Genomic DNA, 13,927 nt, shown 5'->3' on the forward strand with positions numbered 1-13,927 from the left:
ATCCTACCCTGCTCCGCAAAGGCCTGCAAGGCACGACAATCCCAGCTATAGCGAGTTGGAAGGAAAAGTACAAGGTGGGTGGAGGCCAATACGGCCGTGGGAAATGAAAAAGCCCCGGGGATCCGGGGCTTCGTATTATGAATGTCGTATTACGTTACAATTATTTGCCGCAGACGGCACCAACATTGGGTTCCTGAGGTGTGGCTGGAAGACTGGCAGGAGCTCCACCCGTACCACCCCAGATGACGTTGCCTTCGTTGATGGCATAGTGGTGTGTGTTATTCCCGGGACAAACCCGATTGAACTCCATGTTGCCCGTCACAGCTGATGCGATAAAGGCAGCAGCGGTCGCGGTCTGCACACTGTAACCATAACGTGGAACCGGAGCGTTGGGCAGACAAGGATCAAGACGGAAGCCGATCGCCTGGGCTCCTGCAGGGATCGTGGCATCCTGGCAATTCTCGTTACCGGTCAGAGATCCAGGGGCGGCACCCATGTTCTGGGTGATCTGCACAAATGTGTTATTGTCGAGGGAATAAGTCTGCTGCAGCGTATAAATATGCGAAAGAATGTTCTTCGCTTCACCCATCTTCGCCTTCGCCTGGAACTGCTTAAAACGGGGCAGCGCAAGCGTTGCGAGAATACCAATTATACCAACCACGATCATCAGCTCGACAAGGCTGAATCCTTTCTGATTTTTGAAAGCTGAAAACTTCATCTTGCAGACTCCCCTAAAATTAAATCTCGTCGAAAGGCTTATATATACATTTCGGGTATAGGGGGCCGATTCTTTAGAAGGATCCCGGGGTGCTCCCGGGATCCAACATTTTAAGCCATAATATCGAGAAGTTAGGATCTTAAAATTTCCCCAGGGCGAGGCTCAATCGGGGATCTTTAACTCGACCGAAAGGATGGGATAACGGCACCACGAAGTTGGATCCAGATTGTAGTCATCGAGGTGAAAACCCGAGGCATAACGCTCGCGTTTCCATTGGTTCTGGCTCCAAAGTCGATAGAATCGCGCAAGGAAATCCCGCAGCTGCTTCTCGGAATAGGCTGTGAATCGTTCCCGCAAGGTATTAAGCAAGGACTCTGGTTCCATTCTATCACGAACGAAGGCAGCTTCGATGGCGTTCAGAATTTCGTAAGGCATCAGATCGAGTTCATCCTTCTGCCCCGCTGCAGCCGGCCGCAGTTCAGCGGTTGGCTCCTGCTCGTTGACGAATTTTAATGCCGGTATACGGCCGAGTCCGAGCGGGCAATCATGCTCCGCCCAGCGCAGCCATTTCCTGAGGAAGTGCTTGTCGATGCCGCCGATCGGCGCCAGACCACCCGCGGTGTCTCCGTCCATGGTGGCATAACCCACCGCGATTTCACTGCGGTTGCTGGTTGCCAGCAGCAAAAAACCCTTCAGGTTCGCCATGAGCCAGACCATGGGTGCACGCGCCCTGGCTTGAATATTTTGCAAAGGCAGATCATCTTTTTGCCAATCGAGCTGGCGCCCGACCAGGGCTTCCGCCTTGCTCACATAAGCATCAACAAGATCCTGCACCTGAACTTCATGATGATCCGAGTGAAGAGCGGTCGCGAGTTCCGAGGCTGCCCGACGGGTGACCTCACCACTTTGCCCCGTGCCCTGATAAATCGTGCTCACATGCTCACGAATCCAGCTGTAGGGATCATTGGCATCTCCCTCCGGGATGGGCCAGTTCAGCCGCGCACTGAGGCCTTGAGGCCCGAGGGCCTTGAGGGCTTCGGCGATCATGTGCGCGCACAGCACGGCGATGACACTGGAATCACAGCCACCCGAAAGAGAAATCATCATCCCCTTGCTGCGGGACTTCCGCAGGTAATCGAAGAGTCCGATCTTTTCAGCCTGAAGGAATTCCAGCTCGGGACTGTTATAAGGGTCCAGATTGGAGCCTAGATAAGCTGCGGGAATTTCGGAGGCCGCCTTGCCCAAACTGATGACCGGCTGGCCGTTGATCACACGCTCCGCATGATCCGGAATGTTGGCGAGCACGGAGCGATATTTCAACTTGGCGACGCGAGCCATATCCAGATCCACATCGCGGATCAAGAGGCAGCCATCACTTAACTGAAAGCGTTCCGACCGCGTGGTGATGCGACCGCATTCCCCGAGAATGATCTCACCGTCGTAGATGCAGCGACCGGCTTCCAATCCCAGAAGGTTGGTATAAAGATAATGGGTCTGAAACGCGCGACTGGCATCCGCCACCAGCGTTTCCCGCACCCGGGCCTTGCCCAAAGCAAAATGGGAAGCACTCAGGTTGACGACAAGTTCACAGCGACTCAATGCGGAATCGGAGGCCGTGCCTTCGGCCGACCAGGCCTCTTCACAGATCACGATACCAAGATTCAGATTGCCCAGCTGGTAGGTGACATCCCCAAACGGTACGTTTTGCCCGAGCATCGAAATCGCATCCACCCGATGGAAGGGCCAGGAGCGGAACCAGCGGGGTTCATAATGCACACCTTCGCGGGCCAGAAGTTTTTTCGGGTTGATGCCCAGGAGCTTTTGATTCTGCACCACGGCCGCGCAATTCCACATGCTGCCGCGATGATAAACAGGCAGACCGAAGACCACGGTCATGTCTTCCGTTTCCTGAATCAATTGCTCCAGGGCCAGCACTGACTGGCGCGCGGTATGAACCGATGAGAACGTGTCTTCGCAGTTGTAGCCCGTAATGCAAAGTTCGGGAAAACACATCACCTGAACCTTGTGCGCCCGGGCTTCACGGATCAGGCTGGTCAAACGCTCGACGTTGCCCTCCCAATCCATGGGGGTCTGGTTGATACTCGCCCCGGCGATTCTCAGTCGATCCATGGGATTACATCCTTTCCGGTGGTTCGATGCCCAAAAGTTTAAGACTGTATCTCAAGGCCTGGCTCAACGCATCCAGCAGAGCGAGGCGCGCCCCACGGGCTTCGGCCGATTCAGCTTTGAGAACCTGGACCTGGGCCAGAAAGCGATTGTAGACCTTGCAGGTATTGTAAACGTGATGGCAGAGCAGGCTCAGTTTATTCTGGTCAAGGGTCTGCTGGATCACGCCATTCAAATCATTCAAATAGCGTAGCATCTCGCGTTCCTCAGGACCCTGCAAAAGTTCGAGATGGGCCTGAGAGGGCAGGAAAGCCTGCTCCTGAGCCTTGCGCAGAATGGAACGGGTCCGGGCGTAAGTATACATCAAATAAGGGCCGGTGTTGCCTTCGAACGACAGCCAGTCCGGCAAATCAAAGACGATATCCTTGGCCGGATCGGAACAGATCATGCCGTAGCGGATCGCACCGACCGCCAGCTTGCGCCGAATGTCCAGGATTTCGGCTTCGCTCCACTCGCCACGATATTTTTCGAGGTTCTTATCGAGTTCCTGTTCCATGCGCTCCCGCAGCTCACGGAATTTGATCACATTGCCTTTCCTTGATGACATCTTGCCATCGGGGAGGGTGACCATGCCGTAGCTTAGATGGAAGCAGTCCCTGGCTTCACTGAAGCCCATCTTTTCCAGGGTCCGGAAGACCTGCTTGAAGTGCAGATTCTGTTCCGAGGCGACGACATAGATGGATTTTTTGATTTGATACTGCCGGAATTTCACCCGGGCCAGGGCGAGATCCTTGGTCGCATAGGTGGTGTTGCCATCACTCTTGCGCACGATGACAAAGCCCAGCTTCTCCTCTTTCAGGTCGAGGCCGATGGCGCCATCGGACGGAACGAAGACGCCGGACTTCAGGTATTCATCGACGATGCGCTGGCTTTCCTCGGACACTTCGGATTCATAGAAGACGTGATCAAAGCGCGCCCCGGTCCAGGCATAGATGTCATTGAAATCGGCCAGCGACCATTCCCGGGTTTCCTTCCATTCTTCATAGATGGGCCCCTGCTTGGATTCAATCGCCCGCAGCACGCCGGAAACCTCGGCATTCAACGCCGGGACCTGGTCCGGTGGAGCATCCTCGAGCGCGATGGTCGCCTGGCTGTACATTTCCCCAAGCCATTCGCCGCGACGCTCGGCCGGAGCTTTCTGCTGTGTTTTATGAATGTACCAGAGGCATTTCGCGATATGCGCGCCTTCATCGCCGATATAGTTGGCCATGACCACGGGATAGCCGCAGGCTTCATACACGCGGCCGAGTGCATCACCCAGCGCAAGGTTTCGCATATGACCCACATGAAAGGCCTTGTGTGTATTGGGCTGGGAATATTCGATCATCACGCGCGGTCGATCGGGAGCCTGGAGCCGCGAAAAATAGGTTCCTTCGCGCAGCTGGGGCACCAGGATTTTGGCCAGAGCAGCCGGCCGCAGCGTGATATTGAGAAACGCTCCGACGGTTTCCACTTTTTCAATCCACTCGGGATTGACCGCAGGCAGGGCCGCCGCGAGAGCCGCTGCGATTTCCGGTGGTTTTCGTTTCAGGTCCTTGGCCATGCGAAAGCAGGGCAAGGCATAATCACCCAGATGCGCTTCAGGCGGGCGTTCCAGAGCCGTATGGAGCATGGCCGGTGTGATCGCTTCGGGAACCGCGTTATCTGTAATGGAGGCAAGCGCCTTATGCAAAGCCTCGGACAAAGTCGTCCGGCCGAAATCAATCGTGGATAAAGGAGTGGATGATGAAGTCATGATGCTTTTGATAACTCCAAAAGGTTCGGGCAAAACAGGTCGAAAAGCCCCCTCAGCCTAGCACAAGGTGGGCTTCAATGTCAGTACGGGCGGGAAGATGTCAGCTCCTTTTTCGCCCTCATCCCGCTAGGGTTGGCGGCAAGGAGGTTATCCTCAATGCAGACTTTGACCCGGACCGCCGCTTTGGAAGGTCCCGATCCCATCATCATTGACGTGGAATGCTGTACAACAAGCGGCTTTGCCGGCCTGCAGCTGGTCGGTAATACGAGTGAACTCCTGCGGGATGGAAAGGAACGTGCCAAAACCGCGCTGGAAAAACTGGGCTTCAAGCTCGGTCACAAACGGATTTTGATCAATCTGGCCCCGGCCGACCTGCGCAAGGAAGGCAATCATTTTGATCTGCCGATCGCTCTGAGTCTGGCCTGTCTGAGCAGTGAAAAGCCGCCCCGGCATCCGCCGGCGGATTACCTCTTTGCGGCGGAACTCAGCCTGGACGGACAGCTGCGACCCATTCGGGCTGCGGTGCCGTTGGCGCTGGCGGCACTGAAAAATGGCCTGAAAGGGATCGTGCTCGCGCGGGCCAATGCTCCCGAAATTCAAGCCATGCGGCGGCTTTTTACCGAGTCCCGGACGGCGGTCGACTATCTTTTTTTTGATCAGCTCCGCGATGTCCTTGCCTGGCTTTATGAGGATCAGAGTCCGATCAAGGCCACGGAGGATGAAGCCCCGGCAGGGGCTTCCCTAACGGGACCGGATTTTGATGACATGCATCTTCCGCCTGAACTCAAGGAGCTCGCCGTCACCTGCGCCGCCGGACGTCATAGTCTGCTCCTGCGCGGCAGTCCAGGCGCCGGCAAATCCATGTTCATCACCCGTCTACCCTCCATCCTGCCGCCGATGAATCGTCAGGAACATTTTCAAGCGCTGCAGACCTACAGCATGCATCAAAGTTTCGTCCCCGCCGCCATTCTTCAGGGACGCCCACCCTTCCGGCATCCGCATCACAGCTCCAGTCCGCAGGCCCTGCTCGGCACAGCCGTGGAACCGGGAGATTTAAGTCTCGCGCATGGTGGGGTTTTGTTTTTGGATGAGCTGCCTGAATTTCGACGGGATCTTTTGGAAGCGTTGCGCGAGCCCCTGGAACATGGGCTGGTGAATATTTCGCGCGCGCAGAAAAAATGTCAGTGGCCGGCCCGCGTGCAATTTCTGGCCGCTTGCAACAACTGCCCCTGCGGCTGGTATGGTTCCATCCGCCATGAGTGTCGCTGCCCCAGCAATCGTCTGATGGCTTACTGGAGCCGTCTCTCGGGGCCCATCCTGGATCGCATCGATATCCATTTCAATGTCCCGGAACCGGATCAACCGGCGATTCAACTTTTTGCGAGTTCTCATGATTCGCCCAAGGGTCAGACACAAAGATTGCGGGCAGCTGTCGAACGCTGCGGGGACTTTGCTGCAGCTCGTCATGTGGCGCTCGGTGTACGGGCCAATTCCGAAATCAGTGCGGATCAGATGCCGGCGGCTTCCGGCTGTGACGCCAAACAATTTGAAACTCTGCTGGAAATCTTCGTGCCTCTGCGCCTGTCAAACCGGGCGATTCTTCGCAGTCTGCGGGTGGCGCGGACGCTGGCTGACCTCGACGGCAGCGAAACCATCCGGACGAGTCATGTCCGGAAAGCCGTGTCCTGGCAGGCGGTCATGGCCGCCCGGGAACGGGGTGAAAGTTAGGTGGCAGGCGAGACGCAGAACTTTTCAAAGACCGCGCGGGTCAGTTCATTGAGGCGAACGACGCGACCGTTGGTTTCAAGGATGGTTGAAACGAGCTGGGGGGGCACTGGACGATCATCCACCCAGACCAGCGAAAGAGTAATGTTCATGAGATTGGCAACCGCGACCACCTTGTGACTTTTTTCAGCCGTCCAGTCGGGAGCGGAGTTGAGGACGAGCAGCAGGGAGGTTCCTGCCAGCGTGTAGGATATGAACCGCAATTCATCAACTTCATTGATAATAATGGATTTCGCCGGGACCTCAATGACCTCGGCAAAGAGTGAGGCGGTACTCACAAAGCGGGCTTCGCCCTGGGTGATCAGCGGCACAAAGGGCGGCGTCGGCAGCGCCGTGAACGCCTGCAAATACGCCGAGCTTTGTTCCATCGCCGTTATTTCATTCAAACATTCCGTTGGGTTTTGTGCCCAGACCGGCAGAGATATCAAGGTCAGAAGAGTCAGTATTGAATTCCGCAATCCACAGAGCAGCATCAGAGGGGCCTCCACAACAGGACATACCGCACTGTGTTTTGCAATTTGAAGGCCAGCTGTGAGTAAATCCCTTCCATTGATTTTCAAGTGTTAAAATGGAATCATGGGCCTGTTTCTTTCCAGGGCGCATACGCCTGTCAAATTGCTGGACAATAGAGGACTCCATGAGCCATCAAAACGAGCTGGACCCCTGGCGCCAGGGCATCCGTGATATCGATGCCAAAATTCTGGAACTGCTGGCCGAGCGCATGCAGTTGGCGCAAAAAATTGGCTCGTATAAACAAAAGCATAACCTGCCGGTCAAGGATTTTCGGGTGGAAAAGCAGATCATCGAAAAATCCCGGGATCAGGCGGCTCAACTGGGACTCTATCCTTCCCTGGCGGAAGATCTGATGACGACGATCATCAAATATTCCGTCCTCAGGCAGGACGAGTTGAAGCGAAAGAGTGTGACCATGCCCGCCGGCCTTGGCCAGGAGGCCGTGATCGTGGGTGGCGGCGGCCAAATGGGACAATGGTTTGCGCAGTTTTACGAGTCGATGGGATTCTCCGTTTCCGTTTATGATCCAGCCAGCACGACCGAACACAACTATCCTGTGGTCGCGGATCTGGATGCGAACATCAATCAGTATGATCTCATCGTCCTTGCCACACCGATGCTGTCCACGGATGCGATTCTGAAGCAGCTGATCAGTTTGAAGCCACGCGGCCTCATCATCGAAATCTGCTCGCTCAAATCCCCGGTCATCGACTCGCTGCTGGAAGCTGCGGCTCAGGGCATACGGGTGGCCTCCATTCATCCCATGTTTGGCCCGGATGCGGAAATGCTGGCGGACAAGAATATTCTGTTCTGTACAGCCAATGGGCTCGTATCGGAAGAGGTCATGCAGCTGCATTTTCAACAAACCTCAGCCCATTTGATCGCACTCGACCTGCAGGAGCATGACCGCCTCATGAGCTACGTGCTCGGCTCCTCGCACCTGATCAATCTCCTCTATGCGAGCATTCTGAGCGATTCAGGCGAATCCCTGCAGAAACTCAAAAGCATGGGTGGCACAACCTTCCTGCAGCAAGCCCAGGTGACGAGCAAGGTCGTCGAGGAGAATCAGGACCTCTACTTCGATATTCAGGCGCTGAATGATGAAACGCCGATGCTGCTGCAGGAATTTCAAACGCTGCTCGATGCCTGGCGCAAGGCGATTGAGGAAAAGGATCGCAAGGCTTTCCGGAGGCTGATGGGGCGGGCGCAGGTTTACTTCGGAGATTGAGTTTAGGCGGAAGCGCTGACGAGTCGCTGAGCGATCTGTTTGGCGAGACGTTCCCAGTAGCGTGACTTGCTGCCCTGAGCAGCGAAATTCTCGAACTTTGCCTGCCAGACATTGCTGTTTTCCAGGCGCATGGCACTGATGATACGAACCTCACTCTTGCCACCCCAAAGCTCATTGAGAACCGGATGCGTGAGGTAGAGCTTGCTATTCGCGACAACCGGGAACTTCAGCTGCACAATGCCGCCGGTTTCATCGAGCCCCAGGAGTTTGGCTGGTGTTTGAAACTGCACCTCGATGTTGGCACTGGCCCCTTCCGCAAAATTGGTCCGGGACTTGAAGGCCTGATCCATGGATTCCACCAGCAGGCCAAGGCCAAATGGTTTTTTCAGAAAACGAATTTCCCGGGTGGACTTCGCGTTGAGCGAAGTCGTTCCGGCAATCACGGGCGGTCGCGCCTTGTCATTCATCCTGGCAATCGCCTCCTTGATGGCGATACCCGAGGAATTGGCGGGCAATTCATCCAGGTACACACAGCCGAGGGTCCCATCCGATTCACGGATGATCATGGCCGCTGCGGACTGCAGATTGCCGGCATGGATCAGTTCGATTTCATAACCAGCCAGAACCTTTTTAAACTGCTCAAAGCGCTCCGGCTTGGGATCATAGAACATGACCCGACGTCCATCCGTGCTCGCATTGATGGCATCCAAATTGATTTCCGGCAGATGCCCGATCCAGCCGCGGCCGCTGCCACGGATCACATTCATGGGAAAAAGGTTATACAGCACGCCCGCCTTGAGAACGTTGCTGCCCATTTTCAAAAGCGCCGGCCCCTTGGACTTGTCCATGGGCTGGCAAAGCAGAGCGGCCTCACCATCGACCTCGGCCTCCGACTGGCAGACCATCTGATCGCCCACGCGTCCGATGACCTTGGCGTTGATCGCGAGCGTGCAGTCCCCTGCGAGGTGACATTGGTCGGCTGGCACAAAGAACGGCGAGATATCCCCATGACCTTCCAGGATTTCCTTGACCTTGGTGGTGAGGGCCCGGCCATCGAACTTGCCAAGCATGAAGCCGGCGAATTTCCGGCCTCTGAGCGGGCTGAGCTGCTCCTTGGTCTTGTTCGCCACCAGAACGAGTATGGGAATATTCTTGAACAGCGCCTGCTGTTGCATGCGGTCGTAGAGGTTGCCGGCCGTGCCATCGGCGATGATCGCATCGCAAATGATCAGATGCGGCATCTCCTGATCAATCATCTTGAGGGCCTCGTAGAGGCTGATAGCAGTCACCACCTTGAAGTTCATTTTTTGGAACAGCGCGCCCATCGTGACAATCTTCTCAGACTTGTCCACGAGGATCAGAATGGTGTGAGGTGTGAGTCCTTTGGCGAACTCCATCGCGCTGTTCTCCTGTCAACCCACTTGTTTCGTGGCGCCCTTGCTTAAAACCTTCTTGATGGCACCACGGATCTTGTCGACTTTTTCATAACGGTCTCCAAATTCCTTCTCCGTCCTGGCCAGATACTGGAGCGCAATCTGATATTCTCCCATCCGATAACAGGCCAGGGCTGCGTTCAAACTGATTTTGTATTGGAGTTCATGCCGTACGATCTTGTGCGCTTTCTTATAGAGGGCCATCGCACTCTTGCCCTTGCCCTGCTGAGAGAGCTTGATACCCATCTCGTTAAGCTTGGCGGCGAAGAACGGCCCCACATCGTGCAGGTTGTCCATCATCTTGAAGGCTTCACCGACCTTGCCTTCCACCAGCAGGATTTCCGCGCGGGCTTCGAGCAGTCGGGGATGATCGGGTGAGATGGCCTCCGCCTCGGCCAGCAGCGCTTCCGCTTTGGCCTTGTCACCTTTTTCCATATAGGCCGTGGCCAGGTGCGCCTTGCGCTCCACATGCCGCGGGTTCTGTTTTTCCAGACGTTCGAGGATTTCGATGGCCTCGTCCACCCTGCCCATCACCAGAAGGCTTTCACCCAGACCGTTGGACGCCTGGCGAAACATTCTGTTCATGGTCTGGGAGGAACGAAAGGCTTCCGCCGCTTCATTGAATTTGCCCACGGCCTGCAGGGCATTGGCCTTGACATAGGCGGCGACATAATCCCAGTTCTGGGCATCGCCCAAATCCTCCTGGGATTGATTGATCTGAGCCTGATCACCATAGACGATGCTATGGTTCAGCTGCATGGTCTTGCTCTCGATGCTCGTGCGATCGCTGACGCAGGCCACCACATGCTCGCAGAGAGCCTGGGCTTCCGGCGCCCAGTTGTCCGGCAGGAAGAAGCGTTCGATGCCGTATTCGAAAACCTCGGACATATACTCAGGATCAGGATCGCTCGTGACGATGGCCTGAAATTCCGCAAGAGGTCCCACAAATTTTTTGAAAAGTTCAAGGCAGGTCATGACATCAGGATGGGAAGTCTCGGCAAAAATAACCATGGCGGCCACCGAGCCCGTTTCGAACATAGGCCGGACTTCATCCATGGTCACGTAGCTGAGAGTCAAAGGAAATGTCTGGTCTTCAGCCTGTACCGCCCAGGTCTGATCCAGTCCCTTGAGATCAATGTCAACCAGCAGACAAACCCTGTCCATGCCTGTTCACCAATGTAACGCGTGTGCTCTAGCCTGAGAAGATTATCGGATGGTGGCGAACCGAAGTTTAGGATGTTTCCATTTGCTCCTGAATTTGGGACAATACTGGGAGGTAATACTTGCCTCGCCTTACCCTAAGTGGCTGGACGCACAGCGGGAATCCGGAGTTCAACATGGGTTTTGTTCTTCTCGTGGTTGAAGACAATGAGCTGAACCGTGACATGCTGGTCCGTCGCTTGCTCAAGCGGAATTACGAAGTCCTGACCGCCTCGAACGGCGAGGATGCGCTGCAGATCGCCCGCCGCGAAAAGCCGGACCTGATTCTGATGGATATGCGCATGCCCATCATGGATGGTTGGACCGCGGTAAAAAAGCTGAAAGAGTTGAAGGAGACCCGGGCCATTCCGGTGATCGGTGTGAGTGCCAATGGTCTGCAGGAGGACCGTGACCAGGCCCTGGCCGTGGGCTGTGTCGCCTACGAAAGCAAACCGATCGATTTCAATCGATTGATCACCCTCATTCAGGAATTTACCAAGAAAGCGTCCTGATCTCTTAGGTCGCGCCTGGGCTTCCCTGATCATCCATGAGCGCCTGACGGCGATCGCCCACTTGTTTTGCCATTTTTTCACAGGCTTCCATGGCCTTATGCAACCTTTCCAACACGTCCCGCAGGATGGGATCCTGATCGTTCATGCCATCCATTTTGCGAAGAGCGATTTTGAGATTGCCATGAGCAATCGACAGGGGATTGGCGACATCATGCAGAAATTTGCGTTCCTCTTCGAATGACATGATAAATCCCATCAAAAATGAATGCCGGATAACCTTAGCTCAAGAGCGCCAGCCAGGCAATCGGGCGGCTCTGCCTCTTGCGTGATAACGCGAAGCAGGCTAGTTTGGAAACACGGCCCTCGTTGCGCCGCCCGGACCTTGTTTTAATGTCCTAATATGGTTCATTTTTAGAAAGACTTTGAAATTTTGACGGGCATGCGCTATAAGGACTGCTCTTTCGGGAGGTCGCTCATGAACTCTTTGGGATGGCTTGCTCAGGATGCGGGGTCGATGATAACCCTGCGGTTTCCCAGATCCCGTTCGATGTCCAACGTCAGCCTCTTTGAAAATAATGACTACATTCGACTCCTGAATCAGACTCTTCTGATGGAACTGGGGGCGGTCGAGCTTTACCAGCATTGCGCCCTCAACATTCCGTCGATTGATGCAGAGCGTTTTGCCACGGAGCATCAGAATCACGCTCAGGCCTTGACCGTGATGATCATCAGCAACCGCGGAATCCCGGATAAGGAGAAGTTTTCCTTTCCGTCCGAGATCTCCCTCTTTGCCAGCCGGATCGGGCGCCACCTGCCTGAGTACATGGCACGTCGCACCAATCTCACCAGCTGCATCCGCCTGGAAAAAGCTCTGCGCCGGCGCTACTACCTGGCATTAAGCGAAGCCCCCTATCGCGATCGTGCTCAACTGCAGGAGCATGTGCGCTGCATCAAGGCTCATCTCGACCTTCTCAATCCCAGACATTGAACGCCATCCGCGGCGCACAGCCCGAGTAAAAGCGGTCTCGGCTCGGCCCGGCTGCCCAGGCCTCCGATCCGTGAATTACATGGGGGTCGCCGCGTATTCGGCATCTTCAGCCACCGGTCCATAGTCAGCGACAGCTGCGCGCGGCAGACGTTCGCCGGAACTGGCCTTCCAGCCTTTCGACATCGCTTCGGCACCCAGCAGAATCATCTCCAGCTGCTGCACCATGCGCTCGGCAAACTCCACCCTTTGTTTGGGCGGGAACTCCAGGGCTTCCATACCAATATTGAACACGACCGTGATCATGGTTTCAGCCACCAGATCCGGGTTGATGATTTCGCGTCGTGAGGCTTCCGACTCTTTTTGAATATCCTCAGCCAGTTCCTCAACGAAGCGCCGGGTTTCCTTTTTGATCTCCTTACGGAAACCCTTCTGCTCACCAAGACGCTCCCCAATCAGCAGACGGAAATGCTGTTCGTTGTGTTCCAGGTATTCCATGAATGTTTCCACGGACGTCCGGATCACACCGCGGCGCACACGTGCACGCCGGCGTGCCTGACGCAGGAGCTGCCGCAGCGTGAGCGACACTTCATCGACCAGGGCGAGTCCCAGGTCTTCCATGTCCTTGAAGTGCCGGTAAAACGAAGTGGGTGCAATCCCTGCGCTCCGTGTGACCTCGCGCAAACTCAAACAGGCAAATCCATTGCTTGTGCTGAGAGAAAGCGCCGCTCCAATGATGTTCTTGCGTGTCTTGGCTTTTTTTTCAGCCCGAGTTCCCATGTTACCCCCTTAACGTGTGCGCGCCCACCTACCGATCCCAGGGAGCCCCTCTCTGCCTAAACCGAGGCCTTGTCCTGGCTTTGGATCACGCGTGACCTGCTATTTGCTGAATTCTTATACAAAACTGAAGGGAAACACAAACAAACTCCGCAAACACGCGTGCAAACCCCGCTGGTGTTCGCCGACAAGGGACTACGCTTAATTTACTTATCATTATTCCGATGAATAAGCTGATTCAGCGTAGAAGGAGACTGGTGAAATGCTCACCGAACCCTTACCAATCGAAATCTTTGTGGCCACCCGTTTTACGGAGAAAACGATCACCAATATCACGGAAAACTGGCGCGTTGAGCCAGAACAGCTTCAGAAAATGATTGTGAGCTATTTTCGTGAAATGGGTATCTTTGCCGTATTACCGTCAATGGAAGCGGAACTCAAGGAGACACTGATGGTGTGGCTTCAAAACTCGCCAGATATCTACCAATTGGTAAAGAAAGCCGAGATGCAGGAAATGGTTCGCCGGCAAAGCCGCCGTCCTGAATGACCCGCGGGCCGCTCAGGGCCCGTGTTCCTTCGCCCTTCCGACACTCAGTCCACCGAGCGCGTGTTCAGACTCAGGGCATGAATGGGCCCATGCATCCACTCACCCAAGGCTTTATAGACTAGCTGATGCTGCTCCACGAGATTCAGACCGTTGAATTCCCTGGCCTGAATGGTGAGCTGCCAATGGTCGCCGCCGCCTGTCATATCATAGGCTTTGACCTCTGCGGACGGCATGGTTTCCCGTATGCGGTTGATGATATCTTCGGCCTTCACGCGGACCTCCAGGTGAGATAGCTTGAGTACTTTGA

15 protein-coding genes are annotated in these 13,927 nt (G+C 55.3%); 5 read left to right on the forward strand and 10 right to left on the reverse strand.

What is annotated here, in order from left to right; translation table 11 throughout:
* Positions 1-160: 160 nt before the first annotated feature.
* The 3 genes from OLTU_RS27840 to argS all read right to left on the reverse strand — a co-directional run bounded on the left by OLTU_RS27840 (position 161) and on the right by argS (position 4,640).
* Positions 161-718, reverse strand: coding sequence for a type IV pilin protein (locus tag OLTU_RS27840; RefSeq protein ID WP_141735996.1), 558 nt, complete (start codon positions 716-718; stop codon positions 161-163).
* Positions 719-880: 162 nt separating this feature from the next.
* Positions 881-2,848, reverse strand: coding sequence for an NAD(+) synthase (gene nadE / locus OLTU_RS27845; RefSeq protein ID WP_141735997.1), 1,968 nt, complete (start codon positions 2,846-2,848; stop codon positions 881-883).
* A 4-nt stretch (positions 2,849-2,852) separates the two neighbouring features.
* Positions 2,853-4,640: an arginine--tRNA ligase gene (gene argS / locus OLTU_RS27850; RefSeq protein ID WP_141735998.1), complete on the reverse strand. Its 1,788-nt coding sequence runs from the start codon at positions 4,638-4,640 to the stop codon at positions 2,853-2,855.
* Positions 4,641-4,796: 156 nt separating this feature from the next.
* Here argS and OLTU_RS27855 point away from each other — a divergent pair, with 156 nt between their 5' ends.
* A complete protein-coding gene (locus OLTU_RS27855) occupies positions 4,797-6,368 on the forward strand; it encodes a YifB family Mg chelatase-like AAA ATPase (protein ID WP_141735999.1) in 1,572 nt (523 codons plus the stop codon).
* Here the strand turns inward: OLTU_RS27855 and OLTU_RS27860 are convergent.
* Both OLTU_RS27860 and OLTU_RS32550 read right to left on the reverse strand, forming a co-directional pair.
* Positions 6,365-6,793 (reverse strand): hypothetical protein, encoded by a 429-nt coding sequence (locus tag OLTU_RS27860; RefSeq protein ID WP_218110326.1) that lies wholly within the window; start codon positions 6,791-6,793, stop codon positions 6,365-6,367. The two genes, OLTU_RS27855 and OLTU_RS27860, sit on opposite strands and share 4 nt — an antisense overlap.
* 10 nt (positions 6,794-6,803) lie before the next feature.
* Positions 6,804-7,028, reverse strand: coding sequence for a hypothetical protein (locus OLTU_RS32550; RefSeq protein ID WP_218110327.1), 225 nt, complete (start codon positions 7,026-7,028; stop codon positions 6,804-6,806).
* A 34-nt stretch (positions 7,029-7,062) separates the two neighbouring features.
* Between OLTU_RS32550 and OLTU_RS27865 the strand changes: the two genes are divergently transcribed.
* Positions 7,063-8,166 carry a bifunctional chorismate mutase/prephenate dehydrogenase gene (locus OLTU_RS27865; RefSeq protein ID WP_176737031.1) on the forward strand — a complete coding sequence of 368 codons (1,104 nt, stop codon included), beginning with the start codon at positions 7,063-7,065 and terminating at the stop codon, positions 8,164-8,166.
* 2 nt (positions 8,167-8,168) lie between these two features.
* On the opposite strand, the gene OLTU_RS27870 is transcribed toward OLTU_RS27865, so the two are convergent.
* Positions 8,169-9,563 carry a response regulator gene (locus OLTU_RS27870; RefSeq protein WP_141736002.1) on the reverse strand — a complete coding sequence of 465 codons (1,395 nt, stop codon included), beginning with the start codon at positions 9,561-9,563 and terminating at the stop codon, positions 8,169-8,171.
* Between the two features lie 15 nt (positions 9,564-9,578).
* Positions 9,579-10,763 (reverse strand): tetratricopeptide repeat protein, encoded by a 1,185-nt coding sequence (locus OLTU_RS27875; RefSeq protein WP_141736003.1) that lies wholly within the window; start codon positions 10,761-10,763, stop codon positions 9,579-9,581.
* Positions 10,764-10,936: 173 nt separating this feature from the next.
* Here OLTU_RS27875 and OLTU_RS27880 point away from each other — a divergent pair, with 173 nt between their 5' ends.
* Positions 10,937-11,311, forward strand: coding sequence for a response regulator (locus tag OLTU_RS27880; RefSeq protein ID WP_141736004.1), 375 nt, complete (start codon positions 10,937-10,939; stop codon positions 11,309-11,311).
* 4 nt (positions 11,312-11,315) lie between these two features.
* Here the strand turns inward: OLTU_RS27880 and OLTU_RS27885 are convergent, their stop codons facing one another.
* Positions 11,316-11,555 (reverse strand): hypothetical protein, encoded by a 240-nt coding sequence (locus tag OLTU_RS27885; protein WP_141736005.1) that lies wholly within the window; start codon positions 11,553-11,555, stop codon positions 11,316-11,318.
* Between the two features lie 231 nt (positions 11,556-11,786).
* On the opposite strand from OLTU_RS27885, the gene OLTU_RS27890 reads away from it, so the two are divergent.
* Positions 11,787-12,299 (forward strand): hypothetical protein, encoded by a 513-nt coding sequence (locus OLTU_RS27890; protein ID WP_141736006.1) that lies wholly within the window; start codon positions 11,787-11,789, stop codon positions 12,297-12,299.
* 75 nt (positions 12,300-12,374) lie between these two features.
* Here OLTU_RS27890 and fabR read toward each other — a convergent pair whose 3' ends face one another.
* Complete coding sequence (fabR, locus tag OLTU_RS27895; protein ID WP_141736007.1) at positions 12,375-13,076, reverse strand: HTH-type transcriptional repressor FabR; 702 nt, start codon at positions 13,074-13,076, stop codon at positions 12,375-12,377.
* A gap of 259 nt (positions 13,077-13,335) precedes the next feature.
* Here fabR and OLTU_RS27900 point away from each other — a divergent pair, with 259 nt between their 5' ends.
* Positions 13,336-13,620 (forward strand): hypothetical protein, encoded by a 285-nt coding sequence (locus OLTU_RS27900; RefSeq protein ID WP_141736008.1) that lies wholly within the window; start codon positions 13,336-13,338, stop codon positions 13,618-13,620.
* Between the two features lie 44 nt (positions 13,621-13,664).
* On the opposite strand, the gene OLTU_RS27905 is transcribed toward OLTU_RS27900, so the two are convergent.
* Positions 13,665-13,892, reverse strand: coding sequence for a BolA/IbaG family iron-sulfur metabolism protein (locus tag OLTU_RS27905; RefSeq protein ID WP_218110328.1), 228 nt, complete (start codon positions 13,890-13,892; stop codon positions 13,665-13,667).
* Between the last annotated feature and the right edge of the window lie 35 nt (positions 13,893-13,927).

Origin of the sequence: Oligoflexus tunisiensis (assembly GCF_001748245.1) — a bacterium.
Classification (GTDB): domain Bacteria; phylum Bdellovibrionota_B; class Oligoflexia; order Oligoflexales; family Oligoflexaceae; genus Oligoflexus; species Oligoflexus tunisiensis.

Bases quoted from the DNA above. Each gene is read 5' to 3' on its own strand.
- OLTU_RS27840 (WP_141735996.1), bottom strand. From the start codon at position 718: ATGAAGTTTTCAGCTTTCAAAAATCAGAAAGGATTCAGCCTTGTCGAG.
- nadE (WP_141735997.1), bottom strand. From the start codon at position 2,848: ATGGATCGACTGAGAATCGCCGGGGCGAGTATCAACCAGACCCCCATG.
- argS (WP_141735998.1), bottom strand. From the start codon at position 4,640: ATGACTTCATCATCCACTCCTTTATCCACGATTGATTTCGGCCGGACG.
- OLTU_RS27855 (WP_141735999.1), top strand. From the start codon at position 4,797: ATGCAGACTTTGACCCGGACCGCCGCTTTGGAAGGTCCCGATCCCATC.
- OLTU_RS27860 (WP_218110326.1), bottom strand. From the start codon at position 6,793: ATGGAACAAAGCTCGGCGTATTTGCAGGCGTTCACGGCGCTGCCGACG.
- OLTU_RS32550 (WP_218110327.1), bottom strand. From the start codon at position 7,028: ATGCGCCCTGGAAAGAAACAGGCCCATGATTCCATTTTAACACTTGAA.
- OLTU_RS27865 (WP_176737031.1), top strand. From the start codon at position 7,063: ATGAGCCATCAAAACGAGCTGGACCCCTGGCGCCAGGGCATCCGTGAT.
- OLTU_RS27870 (WP_141736002.1), bottom strand. From the start codon at position 9,563: ATGGAGTTCGCCAAAGGACTCACACCTCACACCATTCTGATCCTCGTG.
- OLTU_RS27875 (WP_141736003.1), bottom strand. From the start codon at position 10,763: ATGGACAGGGTTTGTCTGCTGGTTGACATTGATCTCAAGGGACTGGAT.
- OLTU_RS27880 (WP_141736004.1), top strand. From the start codon at position 10,937: ATGGGTTTTGTTCTTCTCGTGGTTGAAGACAATGAGCTGAACCGTGAC.
- OLTU_RS27885 (WP_141736005.1), bottom strand. From the start codon at position 11,555: ATGTCATTCGAAGAGGAACGCAAATTTCTGCATGATGTCGCCAATCCC.
- OLTU_RS27890 (WP_141736006.1), top strand. From the start codon at position 11,787: ATGAACTCTTTGGGATGGCTTGCTCAGGATGCGGGGTCGATGATAACC.
- fabR (WP_141736007.1), bottom strand. From the start codon at position 13,076: ATGGGAACTCGGGCTGAAAAAAAAGCCAAGACACGCAAGAACATCATT.
- OLTU_RS27900 (WP_141736008.1), top strand. From the start codon at position 13,336: ATGCTCACCGAACCCTTACCAATCGAAATCTTTGTGGCCACCCGTTTT.